The sequence below is a fragment of the Vibrio sp. R10-SG3-ISO10 genome, assembly GCF_059834185.1.
In genome coordinates, this window is the sequence record NZ_JCBDHG010000017.1 from 125,089 (window position 1) to 139,864 (window position 14,776).

Annotated in this window: 9 protein-coding genes; 7 read left to right on the forward strand and 2 right to left on the reverse strand. The window is 44.2% G+C overall.

The window, feature by feature from the left end; genetic code table 11:
• Window positions 1-128 precede the first annotated feature (128 nt).
• Both AC6R16_RS08620 and serC read left to right on the forward strand, forming a co-directional pair.
• On the forward strand, window positions 129-1,394 hold the full coding sequence (locus AC6R16_RS08620) for a DUF945 family protein (RefSeq protein ID WP_500641877.1): 1,266 nt from the start codon (window positions 129-131) through the stop codon (window positions 1,392-1,394).
• Window positions 1,395-1,516: 122 nt separating this feature from the next.
• Entirely contained in the window at window positions 1,517-2,599 is a 1,083-nt protein-coding gene (gene serC, locus AC6R16_RS08625; RefSeq protein ID WP_500674136.1) for a 3-phosphoserine/phosphohydroxythreonine transaminase, read from the forward strand.
• Window positions 2,600-2,704: 105 nt separating this feature from the next.
• Here the strand turns inward: serC and AC6R16_RS08630 are convergent, their stop codons facing one another.
• Window positions 2,705-4,999: a YgiQ family radical SAM protein gene (locus AC6R16_RS08630; RefSeq protein ID WP_500674137.1), complete on the reverse strand. Its 2,295-nt coding sequence runs from the start codon at window positions 4,997-4,999 to the stop codon at window positions 2,705-2,707.
• Between the two features lie 206 nt (window positions 5,000-5,205).
• Between AC6R16_RS08630 and AC6R16_RS08635 the strand changes: the two genes are divergently transcribed.
• The 4 genes from AC6R16_RS08635 to AC6R16_RS08650 all read left to right on the forward strand — a co-directional run bounded on the left by AC6R16_RS08635 (window position 5,206) and on the right by AC6R16_RS08650 (window position 11,222).
• Complete coding sequence (locus AC6R16_RS08635) at window positions 5,206-7,671, forward strand: bifunctional diguanylate cyclase/phosphodiesterase (RefSeq protein WP_500674138.1); 2,466 nt, start codon at window positions 5,206-5,208, stop codon at window positions 7,669-7,671.
• A gap of 53 nt (window positions 7,672-7,724) precedes the next feature.
• Window positions 7,725-10,199 (forward strand): EAL domain-containing protein, encoded by a 2,475-nt coding sequence (locus tag AC6R16_RS08640; protein WP_500674139.1) that lies wholly within the window; start codon window positions 7,725-7,727, stop codon window positions 10,197-10,199.
• A gap of 55 nt (window positions 10,200-10,254) precedes the next feature.
• Window positions 10,255-10,935, forward strand: a complete 681-nt coding sequence (locus AC6R16_RS08645) for an HI_1241 family integral membrane domain (protein WP_500674140.1) — start codon at window positions 10,255-10,257, stop codon at window positions 10,933-10,935.
• A gap of 86 nt (window positions 10,936-11,021) precedes the next feature.
• Complete coding sequence (locus AC6R16_RS08650; protein ID WP_004742976.1) at window positions 11,022-11,222, forward strand: DUF4250 domain-containing protein; 201 nt, start codon at window positions 11,022-11,024, stop codon at window positions 11,220-11,222.
• 36 nt (window positions 11,223-11,258) lie between these two features.
• Here AC6R16_RS08650 and metR read toward each other — a convergent pair whose 3' ends face one another.
• Window positions 11,259-12,170 carry an HTH-type transcriptional regulator MetR gene (metR, locus tag AC6R16_RS08655; protein ID WP_500674141.1) on the reverse strand — a complete coding sequence of 304 codons (912 nt, stop codon included), beginning with the start codon at window positions 12,168-12,170 and terminating at the stop codon, window positions 11,259-11,261.
• A gap of 281 nt (window positions 12,171-12,451) precedes the next feature.
• On the opposite strand from metR, the gene metE reads away from it, so the two are divergent.
• Window positions 12,452-14,737 (forward strand): 5-methyltetrahydropteroyltriglutamate--homocysteine S-methyltransferase, encoded by a 2,286-nt coding sequence (metE, locus tag AC6R16_RS08660; RefSeq protein ID WP_500674142.1) that lies wholly within the window; start codon window positions 12,452-12,454, stop codon window positions 14,735-14,737.
• Window positions 14,738-14,776 lie beyond the last annotated feature (39 nt).

The window sequence follows — 14,776 nt, forward strand, 5'->3', positions numbered from 1 at the left end:
AAGGTACAAAAGTATTGGGAGCTAAGTATGAGATTTAGGTTTGATTTACATAGAAAGCCAATACTCTGATTTAACTCAATGTTTTTTGGTGTAGACTTAATGAAATCACAATATAAGACATTATTACCATGGATTTAAAAAAAATTGGCGCCATAGGTGGTGCTATTTCGCTTGCGTTATGTTGGCCATTAGCTGTTGGACAGATAGGACAAACCGTAATTCAAGATGGTGTTGCTCATCTATCCAATGATTCTCTGCAAGCGGAGATTGTTGAATATGACCGTGGATACCTATCCTCAACGGTCAAAACTCGCTACACGATAGTGGATCCTGTATTGGCAGAGCAGCTTGCGATTGATGGCTTACCGTCAGAAGTGATTGTGAGTAGTAACGTTACTCATGGCTTGTTTAGCCTGTCTGCTGAATCCATGATGGAAAACGTGCCTGACTTACCTCTAACACTCAATACTGTGACTCAGTTAAACGGTAATACAGATTACGTGCTTAGCCTTGCTAATTGGAATCAAGTCACTGAAGGGCCAGAAGGTGCAATTGTGTCTATTACCCCTTCTACTTTGCAAGGGCACGTTAGCGTACTGGGTGATGTTACCTATGACCTCGATATTCCGTCGGTGGAAATTGATTTTAATTCTGGTGAGAAAATGCTGTTGTCTGGCCTCACTGGGCAAGGTCAAGGCAAGAAGATGAACAGCTTCTGGATTGGCGAACAAACATTAAATCTGGCTGAAGCTTCAGTCCTGAATGTTGACCAATCACCTCTGTTTTCTTTAAGTGACAGTAAATATACCTTCTTGAGTTCATTTGACGAGATGGCAAAGACAGTAAGTAGCCAGCATATTGTCGATATGAATAAGCTGGTTATGGAAGATGGTAACGTAGACAGTGTTTCTATCGATCTCTCTTTCGGCGGTTTAGACAGTGTTGCTTTTGAACATTTGGTGAATCTTTACCAGAATAATCCGATGCCAACCGACGCCGACATTGAAGAAGCGATACCTTATGTAGAAAGTCTATTTTCTAAAGGTTTCTACTTTGCTATGAATAAAATGGCGGTGAAACTAGGGGAAGAGAGTGAGTTTGAATCCAAGTGGAAGATTACTGTCCCGCAAGGCACAGACAATGTTACTCAGAATCCAGCGATGATTTTGCCAGCGTTAACAGGTGACCTAGATACTTTCTTCTCTAGTGGACTTGTGACTCAGTACCCGTTTATCAAGCAGGGGGTTGATGAAGCGATGGCTATGGAACTGGTTCAGGAAACGGATAAAGGGTATCAGATTCAAGCTGAGCTAAAAGAAGGAAATTTGGTGTTTGGTAATGGCCAGCAGATCCCTCTAATGGCGCTACTTTTACCAGCGCTAATGCAACCCTAAGTGTTAAATTTACTTACTTAACGCGAAAAGAGGTCTTAAGACCTCTTTTCTTGCTTTTTATCCTCAATAAAACATGCTATTAATCGACTAATCTCTTAAAAGCATGCGCAAGGAAAGACTAGATGAGCAAGGTTTATAACTTTAGCGCAGGTCCAGCGGGCCTACCTAAAGCAGTGATGGAAAAAGCACAACAAGAATTCGTCGAATGGAATGGCTTAGGCACTTCTGTAATGGAAATTAGCCATCGAAGTAAAGAATTCATTAAAGTTGCTGAAGAAGCAGAGCAAGATCTCCGTGACCTTCTTAATATCCCAGACAACTACAAAGTGTTGTTCTGCCAAGGCGGAGCGCGTGCTCAGTTTGCCGCAGTGCCACTGAACCTATTGGGCTCATCAAAAAAAGCGACCTACATAGACGCGGGCTATTGGGCAGAAAGTGCGGTTAAAGAAGCAAGTAAGTACTGTGAAGTCGACGCGTTCGTTGCCAAAACAGAGCGTGATGGCAAAACGGCAGTTTTACCTGCAAGTGAATGGGACATCGCTTCAGATGCGGCTTATGTTCATTTCTGTCCTAATGAAACCATCGATGGTATTGAAATTAGCGAACTTCCTCAAACAGACAAACCGATTGTCGCTGATATGTCTTCAAACATTTTGTCGCGTGAAATTGACGTGTCTAAGTATGGCGTCATTTATGCGGGTGCGCAGAAAAACATCGGCCCAGCAGGGCTTTGTATTGCTATTGTTCGTGATGATTTACTTGAGCTCGCAAGTGAACTGGTTCCTAGCTTTATCAACTACAAAGTTTTGGCAGAGAAGGACTCCATGTTTAATACGCCGCCAACCTTTGCTTGGTACCTCTCTGGCCTTGTCTTTAAGTGGCTGAAAGAGCAGGGCGGTGTTGCTGAAATGGAGAAGACCAATAAAGAGAAAGCGTCGCTACTCTACAACCAGATTGATGGCTCAGACTTCTACATCAACAATGTGCACGAAGCAAACCGTTCACGAATGAATGTGCCGTTTCAGCTAGCAAAACCTGAACTGGATGGATTGTTCTTGGAACAGGCAGAGCAGCGCGGACTAGTGGCTCTAAAAGGGCACCGCGCAGTAGGCGGTATGCGTGCTTCAATCTACAACGCTGTACCACTTGAAGGGGTACAAGCCTTGGTTGAATTTATGCAAGAGTTTGAAGCTCAACACGCTTAATTGCCACTTCTTTCTTCAAAGGCTCACGAGATAAGTTGGGCCTTTTTTATTAGTAAGAAAAAATCGCAGCTGATTAGCTGCGATTTTTTCCATAGTTTTTATAGGTTAACGGCGCTTAGGCTTACGTGCTGCTGGTGGCTTGCCTGAACCATTGCCTGTGGGCTTGCCGCTACGACTATTGGTCGGTTTGCCGTTGGGTTTTCCACCACGAGACGCTTGGCCGCCGTTGTTCCCTTTGGCATTGCCATTTTTGCCTTTACCTTTGTTATCGCCATGCATTTTTTCAAAACCAGGTTGGCTCTTAGTATGCTTAGTGGCAAAACGTTGTGAGCCATGACGACCAGACTTGCGGCGTTGAGCGGGTGTTTTTGCATCGACATCTTCAGCAGGGACTAAGCAGCTTGTCTTATCACCAATAAGGTGCTTTTTACCCATGTTGATTAGCGCTTCACGAATTAGCGGCCAGTTAGCAGGATCATGGTAACGCAGTAAGGCTTTGTGCAGTCTTCGCTGACGCTCACCTTTAGCCACAGGTACCTCTTCGCGCTTCTTGTATTTCACACGTTTGAGAGGGTTAGTCTCTGAGTAATACATAGAGGTCGCATTACACATAGGTGATGGGTAGAAGTTTTGTACTTGGTCACACTCGAAGTTATTCTTCTTCAACCATAGGGCCAAATTCAGCATGTCTTCATCTTCAGTGCCAGGGTGAGCAGAGATGAAGTAAGGAATTAAGTACTGTTTTTTACCCGCTTCGGCACTGTATTTCTCAAACATCTCTTTGAAGCGGTCATAGGTGCCCATGCCCGGTTTCATCATCAGATCCAGTGGGCCTTTTTCTGTGTGCTCTGGAGCAATCTTTAAGTAGCCGCCAACGTGGTGAGTCACCAACTCTTTAACATACTCCGGAGACTCAATCGCTAAATCGTATCGCACACCCGAAGCAATCATAACTTTCTTGATACCGTCAACTTTACGCGCTTCTCGATACAGATCAATGGTGTGCTTGTGGTCAGTATTGAGTTTGTTACAGATGCCTGGGAAGACGCACGACGGACGTCGACAGTTTGCTTCTGCTTTTGGATCGCTACAGCCAAGGCGATACATGTTTGCGGTTGGGCCGCCAAGGTCGGAAATGGTGCCAGTGAAACCAGGTACCTTGTCACGAATCTCTTCAAGCTCAGTCAAAATCGATTCTTTAGAGCGGTTTTGGATGATACGACCTTCGTGTTCAGTGATTGAACAGAATGAACAACCACCAAAACAGCCACGCATGATGTTAACCGAGGTTTTAATCATGTCGTAAGCAGGGATCTTTGCCTTGCCATACATAGGGTGAGGCACGCGCGCATAAGGCAGACCAAATACGTAGTCCATCTCTTCAGTCGACAATGGGATTGGAGCTTGGTTAACCCACAATTCGCGATCGCCGTGGCGTTGAATAAGAGCGCGACCCGAGTATGGGTTGGTCTCTAGGTGCATGATTCGACTCGCGTGCGCGTAAAGGATACGGTCGTTGTTTAGCTTTTCAAACGGTGGAATCCGTACCGCGGTTGTTGCTGCATCATGGCGTGACGGGCGAATAGTAATAGGTTTCGCTTCAGTCTCTTCGGCTTTGGCTTTCGTGTCACACTGCTCTTCAACTGCGTAAGGGTTTGGTGGAACAAATGCTTCTTTGCGTGGTTTCTCGATGCGAGAAGAATCAATCACATTGTAGCCTTCTGGAGCCGCTGCGAGATTGACCGCTGTACCACGTATATTAGTTAGGGTGGAAATATCTTCGCCATCCGCTAAACGATGGGCAACTTCAACAAGCGCTCGCTCTGCGTTACCGAACAGTAGAATATCGGCTTTTGCATCGAATAGAACAGAGCGACGCACTTTATCTGACCAGTAATCATAGTGAGCAAGGCGACGCAGGCTCGCTTCAATACCGCCCAATACAATAGGGATGCCTTTATAGGCTTCGCGACAACGCTGCGAATAAACTAAAGTCGCACGGTCTGGTCTTTTGCCCCCTTCATTATTCGGTGTGTAAGCATCATCGTGACGCAATTTTCTATCCGCAGTGTAGCGGTTAATCATTGAGTCCATGTTGCCTGCAGTAATACCGAAGAACAAATTTGGTTTACCGAGGGCGGTAAAAGCGTCTTTGTTGTTCCATTCTGGTTGAGAAATGATCCCAACACGAAACCCTTGTGCTTCGAGCAAGCGGCCAATAATCGCCATACCAAAGCTTGGGTGATCAACATAAGCGTCACCCGTAACAATAATAATGTCACAGCTATCCCATCCTAAAGCATCCATTTCTTTACGATTTGTCGGGAGAAATGGCGCAGTGCCATAGCATTCTGCCCAGTATTTTTTATGCTCATGAATAGGAGTGATATTGCTGTACATATTTTGTTCTCTGTTCCAGGGAGCGCGAATTATAGCGACTTGGACGATGACTATCTACCTCAATATGATTCTGGTTATTTCGACAATATTTGCCTTAATCAGTGATAGGAAGGATACGTGGTACTAAAGTGTTAAATGAGTAACGATCATATGCCGCTCAATGACCTATAATATGCATATTATTGTTATGGCGTTGGTTGGTTATCATGACAACAGTATTAGAAGAAAGGCTCGATGAGAGGCGGGTCGAAGGGCGCAAACCTAAATACTCGGTTTATGATTGGTATTTAAATCTTAAAACTCATGTATTTGAATGCGATGACGAAGCAAAATGTTTATTGGTAGGAGAGCCATCAAGTTCTCTGACAGCAAAAGCGTTGTTTGACTTGTTGCCAAAATCGCAAAGAAAGGTCGTTAAAAACGCTTTTCAAGCTGCGTTGGACTCGGGAGAACGAACGTACACCCATTGCTGTTTGCTAAACTCAGTCAGCTTATTTGTCTATGTCGAAATAGTGATTGATCGCGTTAGTGCGTTTGAGCTAAAAGGTACAATCTCTCCTTGCTTGAACATTGCTTCGCGTCATGAAGCCGCAGAAGTATTCTATTCTGTGTTTGAAAATCCTCACCACGGAATCATAGTGACGGACTCGGATACACGAATATTAGCTTGCAATCATCATTTTGAAAATTTGACAGGCTATCTTAGAAACGAAATCGTAGGTTTAAAAACTCAGTTATTTAACGCGGGTAAGCACAGTAAAGCTTATTACCAACAGCTATGGAAACTAATAGAGTTAAATGGCTATTGGAATGGAACGATATTGTCGCGAAGAGCCAATGGGACGGTATTTCCTCAAGATTTGACCATCCACAGAGTTAGGCCAGGTAATGGTGAAACTTACTTTGTTGGCTTTTCTTCCGATTTATCCAGCCAACTGGATCGAATCGAAGACATAGAGTCGGGTGGAATTGACCTACTTACGCAACTGCCAAGCAAGGAAACATTTCTAGAACAGACGGATGAAGTGTGCCGTCAGTTGGAAAAAGGTCAGGGGGTAGTTGTTTTAGCGATACAAGCTGCTTTCTCACAAGATTTGAGTCAAGAGGTTAAGCGTCAGTTTGCAGCATACTTGAAAGATAATACCAAGGTGCTGTGTACAGGTTATATTGGCCATGACTGTTTCGTCGTCGCTCTAGCCTATAGTTACCAGCAACCGACTCAAGTCGTATCCGCTATTGGTCGTTCAATCAAAAAGCTCTTCCACAGCTTTAAACATGCACCGGCTTCAGTTGCCGCAGCGCTAAAAGAGGGGGCCTCTGGGGTATCGGTGTTTGATGTCGACGCTACCAATCCCAACCAGCTTGTATCGCATGCGTATCAGGCTGTTCTCGAACTTCATTCTGGTCAAACGCGTCGCATCAACTTCTATGACCGTCATATTCACAATCAAATTGAAAGGAAAAAATCACTGGAAGAGTTCGTGTTACGAACTTTGGAGAATAAGGAAATTGAAGTCTATTTTCAGCCGATTGTCGATATCAATCAAAACAGAATTGATAAATTTGAAGCACTTTGCCGTTTTCCAAATGCTGAAGAGTATGCAGCGTCAACACAGGAGTTGATCGGTGTTGTAGAGGATTTAGATAAAGTGGTTCAGCTCGATGATATCGTTATGTCTATCGCCATTGAACAGCTGCCAGAGTTGCGAAGGCTTTTCGGATCACAGGTAAAACTATCGCTCAACCGTTCCCTAAAAACATCAAATGAAATGAATCAAATCTTGGAACGAACCGCGATGTTGCTTGATATCGCCAAGGTTAATCCGGAGGCAATCACGCTTGAGTTTACAGAAAGTGCTTACTTTGAGAGTACTAATAAAAACAAACAAATAGTCTCTGTTTTGAGAGATGCAGGTGTCGCAATAGCTGTAGATGATTTCGGTACAGGTAGCGCGTCTTTTCGTTATCTAAAAGAGTGTTATTTTGACATTCTAAAAATAGATCGCGACTTTATCCGCAGTATTACTTTTCAGTCTCGCCAGTATCATATAGTCCAATCTGTTATTCAGTTGGCAAAAAGATTAGAGCTTAAAGTGGTTGCGGAAGGGGTGGAGACTGAAGAAGAGCTCAAGATCCTAAGTAATTTAGGTGTAGATTACATTCAAGGCTATTACTTTTCTAAACCTTTGCCCATATCAGAGCTGCAACAAGTGACAAACTACTGTCAGCTTTCTCTAGGTGAAACCGAAGTCAAAGCCGATTCTCTAATTCACCTTGTCGAACATAGCCATCATGTTGATGCAGGTGAGCCTCTATCTTTGGTTTATCAGTACTTCGCAGATGGATTCAACGACTATTTACCTGTGGTAGAAGATAAGGTGTGTGTTGGCTATATAGATAGAGCCAATATGAATCTTCACTTAACGCCTAACATGGGTACAGATCATGAATCCAACAAAGAGAACGCCTATTGGCATAAGCCCGCAAACAGGCTGATGTTACCGGTCAAAACTAAGGTCGCTTGGGAGACCGCACAATCTGAAATCCCTTGCTTAGTGGCAAAAACAACGCCATTCCCTTGGGTATTAGTTGATGAACAGGGATTATTTAAAGGCATTGTGAGCTCGAAAACTGTACTAGAGCATTTGGTTAATAATAATTCTGTCACTTAGGGGATCTTGTTCTAACTTTAATACTAGGGATTACTAAACTAAAGGATGATCCTATGTATAGGGAGTTAGGTTCCACTCAGCTTTCATCGAGCTGTGATGATTCAAGTGTCGAAAAGTCACTTGATTGGGTGTGGGACTTAGAACATCACCAACTCACTATAGATGAGGCTCTGTGCGGGCAGATTTTAAACTCGGAGCTTCCATCGTTAACTGGCAACGCTCTGTTACCTTGCATGAGCTATCACGACCAAACAGAGTTACTTGCCTTGTTAGCGCAGTCGGGAAGGGTTCGTTCTAAAGAACGATTTTGCTGTTGTTTACAACTGAGTGATGATCAATGTTGTTATGTCGAATTGACTTTCCAAGGTTTAGATCGCTACACAGTGACAGGCAGTATTACTCCTTTGTTATTTGTTCATGCCACGACCTCTACACTGAGTGCTTTATTTGAACAACTTTTTAATAACCCTCATCATGGGGTGGTACTTGCAGACAGTTCACGCAAGATCGTCGCATGTAATGACTACTTTCTTACTCATACCCATTACTCCAATCAACAGTTGGTGAATCAACCCATGGACTTGCTTAATTCCACAAAGCATAGTGACGGGTTCTATCAGAAAATTTGGCAACAAACCGAACAAGAGGGCAGCTGGTCTGGTGTTGTGCTCATTCAAAGTGCCCAAGGCAAAACGTATCCTCAGGATTTAACATTACAGAAGATAAACTTGGTCGAAGGGACATTTTATGTTGGTGTTTACCTTGATCTGTCAAATAATCTATATCGTATTGCTGATGTAGAACTCGGTGGAGTGGAACTACTTACGCAATTGCCAACAGAGAAGCAATTCACGCGTTCAATAGCCAATCAGTGGATGGATGCGGCCGAGCCCAATATCAGCATGGTGGTCGCGTTTCACCCGAACTTCTCTCAGGTCGATGATTTTGAGCTGAAATCGATGCTCTCGGAGCACTTAAATAAGAATAAAGTCGCCAAGTTTGTCGGTTATCTTGGTAGTAATCATTTCGTTGCTTGTTTGGAATGCGATAAGGTTGCGGGTCCATCTCAAATCAGAATGATTCACCAAACTATTAGACGTTTTTTTGCGACTCTCAATCAGGATGCGGGCAAAACCATCCACAATGCCATCATAAATGGGCGAGTTGGCGTCTCAGTATTGGGGCATGATACACACAGTCCTAAAAAACTTGTCTCCCATTCAGTGCAGGCGATGCTAGAGCAGTCCAGCGCACAACGCGGTCAGATTACCTTTTATCACGGAGCACTTCATAAGGAAGTATTACGCCGAAAAGAGCTAGAGGAGTGGGCCGAGAAGTTAATTAAGTCTCAGGCTATCGAAGTGTATTATCAGCCAATTGTCGATGTGAAAAATTGGGACATTGTGAAGTTTGAGGCGCTAAGCAGATTTAAAGACCAGAATGGAAAGATTCTCAATACCCAAGAGATGGTGATGATTGCTGAAGATTTGGATTTGGTGTCAGACTTAGATTGGTGCGTGGGTAAAAAAGCCTTGCAAGATCTCAAGAAAATTCAAGAGCGTTTTGGTCCCAATTTGGGAGTGACTATAAATCGTTCTTTAAATACAAAGCTTGAAGTCGATGAGGTGCTGCAAAGTGCGAATTCATTGGTTCATCAATATGCTTCAAACCCAGAAACCGTCACTATCGAATTGACCGAAAGTGCTTACTTTGACAGTGAATCGCGTCAATCAAGTTTGATCCGAAACATCAGGCGTAGGGGAGTCAGCGTGGCGATTGATGATTTTGGTACAGGCTACAGCTCGTTCGCCTATTTGAGTGATTGTAACTTCGACATCCTTAAAATTGACCGTGAGTTCGTTAAGGACTTGAAAGAAGGCTCGCACAAATTTCACATCGTCAAAATGATCACGCAACTTGCACATACTTTGAACGTTCAAGTCGTTGCTGAAGGGGTCGAAACTCGCAATGAGTTAGAAGTAGTTTGTGGCTTAGGTGTTGACTATATCCAAGGGTATTATTTTTCTAAACCACTGCCTTTTGATGAGCTAGAGAGTGCCTGGGGATACTATGAAAAACTCGACAGTTTCTTATCTAGTGCCGGGCATGCTAGACAAGTTGGGATTTTGAATATGACTCAAGTTCATATCCCGACGTTGGCACCAGATGACACGCTTGATAAAGCAAGATCATTGTTCGACTCTGAGCAATATCGACTTGAGGTAATACCCATTGTCGACCGAAAAGAGTGTGTCGGAATCGTTGGTAGGGAGGAGTTAAACTACCATTTGTCACCCACTTTAGGCACTAAGCTGGAAACGAGCAAAGATCAATCGATCAGTCGCAAACGTCTCAATCAAGTCATGCGGACCAACGTATTCAGCGTGTCACACCACTCTAAGGTGTCCAAAGTGAGTGAAATCATTAAGTCAGGTATTAAGCCACCTTGGCTAGTTGTGAATGATTCCGGAGAGTATCTCGGTATTGTCACCAATCAAGATATTTTGGAACACTTCGCCAATGGCTAAAATTGCTCAATCTGCTATTATCCGCACCCTATAATTCATTCAAATCAATGACACTATGGTTCAGCAATTACTTACGGTGTTCGCACCTATGTTACTGGGTGCGCAGCTCATTCTTACTTTAATTCTCGTCAAAGGTGATATCTGCCCTGGGCAAAGAGGCCGCATTCACAAAGTCCTCCCGCCTTTAGCAATTATGTGGCTTGCTGTAGCGTCTCTACGCATTGAAGCTATGATGATTGTCTTCGCTATTGCCTATTTTTACTCCCAAGTACAGACGAAAAAAACACGAGTTCAAGGGCCGATTTGGGTGATGTATTTGGCAAATGGTCTGGCGTTAGCCTATGTCGGTATTGAGATTAGCTCTCAGGCGTCTTTGGCTGGTGGGGTAAGTGTGTTTGTGTTAATCACCCTTTTAGGGGCTTTACTTGCTCATTTACTACTTACCGTCGCGCGCACGCGCCTGCAGGCTTTTCATCGCATTCTTCCCGTTTCTGGCGTTGTCTCTGCTATGTTGATGTGCTTAGCGATTTTACTCAAAGCAAATGGCCTAGACGATGGAACCTTAGCCGCAGTTGTGCAGCCTTTGCTAGTAGGCTTTGCTTTGATGATTAGTTCCGTTGTTGTGTGGTGTTGGCACATGCTAGCCTCTAAAGAAATCAACAAATTGCAGCTTGGTATTGCTTTGGCGTTTATGCTGATAGCGGCAACATCTAATCAGGCCGTGTTTGCTCTATAATTTGCTTAGAGTTTAGAGCTGGTTCACTTCAAAACCGCCAATTTGTGTCTACGCTTGTAAGAGCGATGGCGTTAAAGGAGGCGGTGATGGATCTCAGCAATGTAGGACGCTTAGATAGCGCAATTCTATTGGGAATCGTGAATGAAAAGTTGCGCTTAGAGTGTGATTCTTTTGAAGAACTCGTCTCTATGTATGAGATGGATGTTGAAGCGGTGATTGGTAAACTTGATGTACTTGGTTATCAATATGACCCTTTAACCAATCAGTTCAAATCGTATAACCGATAAATCAAAAAGAGGCGATTAGCCTCTTTTTTTGATCCTCTAAACCGTTTTTATTCCATCTAAGTGGCTTTGAGACTGAACTCTCGCGGTGTTGAAAAACGCCTGCAAATAGCGTTTATTTTTATCTGTGTTGCGTGTTGCGGCAAATAGGCGGCGCCATAAACCGTTGCCGAGAGGAATACTGGTAATCAAGCCTTGCCTTGAAAACTCACTGATTGCCCAGTTGGGCAATGCAGCCACGCCAAGTCCGGCAGACACCATCTGAATTAGCATTAAAGTATTGTCCGCCTGTTTCCATTTTGCAGGCTCAATCCCCGCAGGTTGCAAGAAGTGCTTTACGACATCTAAACGAGATTTTTGTACTGGATAGGAGAGCATAGTTTGCTCTGCGAGATCTTCCGGCTCTATACACTCTTTGTCTGCTAAAGGGTGAGAAGTCGACGTGACCAAACGCATTTCAAAATCAAACAAGGGTTCGTAGTGTACTTCGGAACGAGGTTGAATATCGGAAGTAATGACCAAATCAAGTTCTCCTGCCATTAGAGCAGGCAAAGGTTCAAATCCAAAACCGGACGAGAAATCTAGTGTGACGCTAGGCCAAGCCACCTGATACTCTTTAAGTGCAGGCATTAACCACTGGAAACATGAGTGGCATTCAATCGCCATGTGCAATCGACCGTTCACATCCTCTTTCAAGCTCGCAATTTCATTTTCTGCTTTGGCAATTTTAGGCAACACATCATCAGCCAATTTTAGAAAGATTTCCCCCTCGGAAGTGAACTTCACTGGGCGAGTTTTACGCAAAAATAGCTGTCCACCAATTCTTGCTTCCAGATCTTTGAGCTGATGTGACAAGGCTGACTGGGTTAAATGCAGTGTGGTTGCAGTCGCGGTTAGCGATCCAGTATCACGTAAAGTAGTCAATGTTTTCAGATGCTTGAGCTCAATCATGAATTTCCCTCAGATGATGTGTGAACAGCATGAATATTTATAACCTACCTTGTTTTTATAGGGGTGTAAACATCTAGACGTCTATCATGTTAACTATTTTTGTTTATTAAGTTATTGAAAAAGGTGTCTTGCGATTATGAAATTTTCTAATAAACAAGTTGAATATTTGGAAGTTGTCCAAATCTGTTTAAGACGAGATAGTTTAGCCATCCAGACATCTTAAGTGGTGTTCTGCACTGAGTGAATAAATTGCAAAATTAAGAATGACAAGGATCGGCAAGATGACTACGACAACACATATACTAGGTTACCCTCGCATTGGTGAAAAACGTGAACTCAAATTCGCGCTAGAGAAATACTGGCGTGGAGAAATCGACCAAGCTGAGCTGAAAGCCGTGGGCGCTGAGCTACGCAACAAAAACTGGAATACGCAATCTGAAGCTGGGTTAGAGTTTGTGACTGCAGGTGATTTTGCTTGGTATGATCATGTCCTTACTACCACCTTGCTACTAGGGCACGTTCCAAAGCGACATCGCGAAGGTTTCCCAGACCTTGATACCTTATTCAAGGTGGGACGTGGTCAATCTCAGGCAGGATGTGGTTGTAGCGGTCACGCGGCTTCAGACATGACGAAGTGGTTTAACACTAACTACCATTATATTGTGCCGGAGTTCAGTCAGGACGATACGTTTGAAGTGAGCTGGCCTCAACTGTTTGAAGAAGTGAACGAGGCGGTTAAAGCTGGTCATAAAGTCAAACCTGTATTACTTGGCCCTCTGACTTATCTGTACCTAGGTAAGGAAGTAGATGAGGGGTTTGATCGCCTGTCTTTGCTACCTCGTCTATTAACCGCTTATCAGGCAATCTTAGCGAAGCTAGCGAAACAAGGTGTTGAGTGGGTACAGATTGATGAACCGATCCTCTCTCTTGAGCTGAACAAGCCTTGGCAAGACGCGTTTAAATTGGCGTATCAAGTCATTCGCAGTGATGTGAAGGTTCTGCTTACCACGTATTTTGATTCAGTTAGCGACACGCTTGATAAAGTTGTCGAGCTAGCTGTAGATGGTTTACACATTGATTTGTCGGCAGCGCCTGAACAACTAGACGCTGTTGTCGAAAAACTGCCTGAACATTGGGTGCTGTCTGCTGGTGTAGTGAATGGGCGTAACGTGTGGCGTGCAGATTTGAGCGCTCAACTAGCGTTACTGCAACCGCTTAAAGATAAGCTCGGTGACAAGTTATGGGTGGCGAGCTCGTGTTCACTACTGCACAGTCCGGTGGATCTAGAGTTAGAACCTGTATTGACGGAAGAAGTGCGCAGCTGGTTTGCTTTTGCTAAGCAGAAAGTAACGGAAGTGGCATTACTGGGTAAGGCGCTAGATGGTAGCCAAGAAGCCATTCTTGCTTGTGACACCTATAGTGCGCCGATCCAAGCACGTAAAACCGCAACTCATGTCAATAAGCCACAAGTTCAAGCGCGTTTAAATAGTATTACTAAGTCTTTGGCAGAGCGTAGTGCTCCCTATGCAGAGCGAGCCGCGCACCAAAGTGAAGTATTGGGGCTGCCGCTGTTTCCAACCACGACCATTGGCTCTTTCCCGCAAACGAGCGAGATTCGAGTTCAACGCAGCGCTTATCGCACAGGTAAGTTGTCACAAACGGAATACGATCAAGTCCTAAAAGGCCATATTGCAGATGCGGTTAAACGCCAAGAAGCGTTGGATCTGGATGTCTTGGTTCACGGCGAAGCTGAACGTAACGATATGGTGGAATACTTTGCAGAAAACTTAGCGGGTTTCCAAACCACAAAATTTGGTTGGGTGCAGAGCTACGGATCTCGCTGCGTTAAGCCTGCCATTGTCGTTGCTGACATTGAACGCGAAAAACCGATGACGGTGGAATGGTCTACCTATGCGCAGTCTTTAACCTCGAAACAGATGAAGGGCATGCTAACAGGGCCTGTGACGATTCTTTGTTGGACATTCCCACGTGAGGATATCACTCGCAAGCAAATCGCGGAGCAACTTGCACTCGCACTGCGTGATGAAGTATCAGACTTACAAGATGCGGGCATTAACATCATCCAAATTGATGAGCCGGCGATTCGTGAAGGTTTACCACTTAAGAAGCGCGACCATAAAGAGTACTTAGAATGGGCAGTGGACGCGTTTAAGATTTCAGCGGCAAGTGCCAAACCAGAAACTCAAATCCACACTCACATGTGTTACTCAGAATTCAATGAGATCATTGAGTCTGTCGCCGCGCTAGATGCTGACGTGATTACAATAGAAACATCGCGTTCAAACATGGAACTGCTTAAGGCATTTGAAGACTTCAACTATCCAAATGAGATTGGTCCAGGTGTCTATGACATTCACTCACCAAACATTCCAACCAAAGAATGGATTGAAGGCCTACTCAATAAAGCGGCAGAGAAGATTCCAGCGCAGCGCTTATGGGTGAACCCAGATTGTGGACTGAAAACACGTAACTGGGCAGAAACAGAAGCGTCACTGGCCAATATGGTATTAGCGGCAAAAGAACTGCGCAAAAGCTACCAAGCGTAAATTTGAGCTTTAAAACAACAGATGCCGACCCTTTTGGGT